Origin of the sequence: Viridibacillus sp. NPDC093762 (assembly GCF_050279675.1) — a bacterium.
GTDB lineage: Bacteria > Bacillota > Bacilli > Bacillales_A > Planococcaceae > Viridibacillus.
Genome location: NZ_JBNNUK010000048.1, coordinates 1 through 3,410, shown reverse-complemented (window position 1 = coordinate 3,410; position 3,410 = coordinate 1). Strand labels below are relative to the sequence as shown.

Below are 3,410 nucleotides of genomic sequence, written 5' to 3'. Positions count from 1 at the left end.
TAACTATATCCGAATACAAGCGAAACTAAACAACCAGTCGCCGGTACAATACCGACAACTGGTTGGATAAATGCTTTTTTGATCCCTGTCTTAAACACAGGGGTCAGTCCCATTTTTTCAAAACACACTTTTATTTTGTTGTTTTATCAGCCTTCTGAAGACGCTAAATAACGCTTTACTTCGTCCTCAAACTTTACAATTAAAACGTTACTGTCTTTTACAGAATAGATTTTAGCACCAATGGGTAATTTATTTGCTGCACCATTTTTGAAATCTTCCGGATTAGATGCTTTAAAATCAATTGTTCCGACATGCTCTTTCTCTACTAACTTCAATTCATCTACCCAATCAATTCCTGTTTGATACATAGTATCTCCCCATTGAAATATATCAGCATTTGAATCTAACTCTAGTATTTCAGCTGCATCAGGTATTTCGCTAGTATGTTCTTCAATATCTTGATCCGTACAACCAACTAACCATAAAAGGGATAAAGAAATTAATAGTAAAACTCGATTTGATTTCATAGTAATTTCTCCTTTGTAAAATTTTTCTCTAAAAGTTAATGAATAGGTTTCTGATAATTAGACGAAATAGACGATCATAAGGCTTCTTCAAGAATCGATTGAATGACATTTTTTAATTGTAAAATATTCTTCTGTGTACTTTCATTCTTTTTATAGATATAAACAGTGTTAATCTTATTGTTCAGCTGTAAATTGTAGCGGTGAATGTTTGTATAGTTATATAAGTCAATTAGCTTGGTATTTAACACAGCGATTGATTGATCAATATATAGGAAATCTTGAATACTGCTGACCGATTTAATTTCTTTTAAATTATATGGAATTTGATTTTTTGATAGAAATTCCACCATAGCCCGCGTGTACATACAACCTTTACTTAACACAAGCAGTGTAACAGGTGTACGCTCGTCAAAATTAACAATATGAGAATTGTTTGAAATGACTTCGAAAGTTTCAGTGGCTATGATGTCATAGGCTAAATCAGGGTAATGTTTAATCGGATTGCTAGTAAGTGCACAGTCCATTTCGGAGTTGTGTATTTTTTCATTAATAGAAATACTAGATTCTACTGTGAAATCTACATCCAGTGGAATGTTATTTGTGTTTAAAGCATTGACGATAGAAGCTCCATAAATCTTAATCGTTGTATGTGATGCGCCAAAGTTCACTTTAGTTTTCACTTGATCAGCAGCAACAGAGTTTAAAAACTCTTCGTATTCTTGTGTAATGAGTCGCAGGTAGTTTTTATACTGAATTCCTACGTTGGTGATTTTTAGTCCTTGGGGTGTACGTTTAAAAATAGGCTGTCCAATTTCTGACTCCATTTTCTTCACTTTAGAAGTAAGCGCAGATTGTGTATAGTTGGTGATTTCGGCGGATTTACTTAAATTTTGACGTTCTAATATTTCAATTTTCAATGCAATGTCGTCGATGTTCATATTACTTGTCACACACCCTATTAAAATTTTTGATAGCGCCTATCATTTTTTTCCATTTTACGCGTCGTAGTATACATCGTAAACTCTAGTTAACTCATTATACCGAACAAATACATAGGTGTAATAAAAAGATTTTGGAGGTACCTATTATGAATAGTTATACTAAATGGTTAATCGTACTAGTTGCGACACTATCCCAAACAGCAGCAACTTTTGTGACGTATGGTATGGGACCAATCGCAACATTTTATCAAATTGAATGGAATTTATCAGCGCTACAAACAGGATTTATCGTTTCAGCTGTAAATATAGGACCTATTTTTTCGATGATTATTTTTGGTTATTGGATGGATAAGAAAGGGGAAAAACAAATCATTGGATGGGGTTCTATTTTATTAGGGCTATCAGCATTAACACTCGTTTTCGTTAATAATTATATTATCTTGTTACTGTTATTAATATTAGTTGGAATTTGGTACGGTAGTGCTCAAACTGGTGGAAGCACGGCTATCGTAAAATGGTTTCCAGACAAACATAGAGGACTAGCTCTAGGAATTAGACAAACTGGTATACCGATCGGGGGAGCTTTAGCCTCTGTCTTACTAACGTATACTTATTATCATTACGAATTGTCTGCAGTACATATTGTACAGGGGGTCATGGCAATTGCTGGAGGATTATTATTTTTAATAGCGTATCATGAGCCAAAAGAAAGTATGGCTACAGCATCTAAATCAGTGTCGTTTAAAGAGAAAATGAATGCAATTAAAAACAACAAAGCACTGTATCCAATATATATGGTAGGAATTGTAATGATGTCATTACAGATGATTATTATCGCTCATTTCATGAGTTATTTACATAAAGAAGGTAATTATTCTTTAACTCAAGCAGGAGTATATTTGAGCCTCATTTTAATAGGAGGGATGATTGGTCGAGTTGCCATTGCATGGGTGAGTGATCAATTCTTTGAACAAAATAGAGAAAAACTGTTGTTCATTGTGATGGTTGTTACAGTAGTACTTACAGTTATATTGCCACTAATTATACATGCGGAGTTAGTGATGTTACTGTTTTGTTTTCTTTTAGGCTTTGTAGCAATCGGTTGGTATTCGTTATTCATTGCTTGTGTCACGGAGCAATCAGATCCTCGGTATATTGGCTTAACAGTAAGTTCAGCTTTAACTTTAAATCAATTGTTTATCGTTATTGCACCATCTTTATTTGGTTATATTGTAAATATATTAAACAGCTATCAACTAGCGCTCTATATAGTAGGAATCATTGTGGCACTAGGAGCGATAAATTTATATAGAGCAAAGGTAAGAGTAGCGTAAATTGAGATGGGAACATGTTTAATGTGAATATTAATAAATGCAAACTAAAATGAATTAGAAAAATGTAGAGCATTCACGAAAAGAAACCTTATTGTGAATGCTTTTTTAGAATTTTTTCAGGAATAGTTTAGTATGTGTATTTTGACGAATTTTTTTCTACATATATTAATAAGTTGATTTCGATTTTATCTATGACAAAATTGTGAAAGGGTTTTCATTTTTATTGAAAAAAATTAAAAATAGAATTGAAAAAAGAAATGAACCTGTGCTATTTTATTTGTATACCAAATAGACAACTTATTGTACAAGTTAGATAGTTTATATACGAGTTGTCTATTTCATTCCTTGAAATGAAAACGCATTAATAATTCCGAGGAAATAGAGCACCTTAATTTAGAACCTATTTTAAAACTTATTTTATAACTTATTTAAAAGGAGACTTATTCAATGAGTACAAATCACAAAGAAACGCCACACATTAAGCCTAATGGAGTAGAAATTGCAGAGACAATTCTATTACCAGGTGATCCATTACGAGCTAAATTTATTGCAGATAATTATTTGGAAGATGTCGTGCAGTTCAACGAAGTGCGTGGCATGCTTGGATA

4 protein-coding genes and 1 pseudogene are annotated in these 3,410 nt (G+C 32.6%); 3 read left to right on the top strand and 2 right to left on the bottom strand.

Annotated elements, in window-relative coordinates; all coding sequences use genetic code 11:
• On the top strand, window positions 1–70 hold a 70-nt coding region (locus ACQKM9_RS21800; protein WP_354473145.1), incomplete at its 5' end, for an IS3 family transposase.
• Between the two features lie 76 nt (window positions 71–146).
• Here the strand turns inward: ACQKM9_RS21800 and ACQKM9_RS21795 are convergent.
• Window positions 147–527: a hypothetical protein gene (locus ACQKM9_RS21795; RefSeq protein ID WP_427736568.1), complete on the bottom strand. Its 381-nt coding sequence runs from the start codon at window positions 525–527 to the stop codon at window positions 147–149.
• Window positions 528–601: 74 nt separating this feature from the next.
• Window positions 602–1,465 carry a LysR family transcriptional regulator gene (locus ACQKM9_RS21790; RefSeq protein ID WP_427736567.1) on the bottom strand — a complete coding sequence of 288 codons (864 nt, stop codon included), beginning with the start codon at window positions 1,463–1,465 and terminating at the stop codon, window positions 602–604.
• Between the two features lie 149 nt (window positions 1,466–1,614).
• Here ACQKM9_RS21790 and ACQKM9_RS21785 point away from each other — a divergent pair, with 149 nt between their 5' ends.
• On the top strand, window positions 1,615–2,802 hold the full coding sequence (locus ACQKM9_RS21785) for an MFS transporter (RefSeq protein WP_427736566.1): 1,188 nt from the start codon (window positions 1,615–1,617) through the stop codon (window positions 2,800–2,802).
• A gap of 447 nt (window positions 2,803–3,249) precedes the next feature.
• Window positions 3,250–3,410: pseudogene (locus tag ACQKM9_RS21780) on the top strand (purine-nucleoside phosphorylase); the annotation flags it as partial.

Bases quoted from the DNA above. Each gene is read 5' to 3' on its own strand.
- ACQKM9_RS21785 (WP_427736566.1), top strand. From the start codon at position 1,615: ATGAATAGTTATACTAAATGGTTAATCGTACTAGTTGCGACACTATCC.
- ACQKM9_RS21795 (WP_427736568.1), bottom strand. From the start codon at position 527: ATGAAATCAAATCGAGTTTTACTATTAATTTCTTTATCCCTTTTATGG.
- ACQKM9_RS21790 (WP_427736567.1), bottom strand. From the start codon at position 1,465: ATGAACATCGACGACATTGCATTGAAAATTGAAATATTAGAACGTCAA.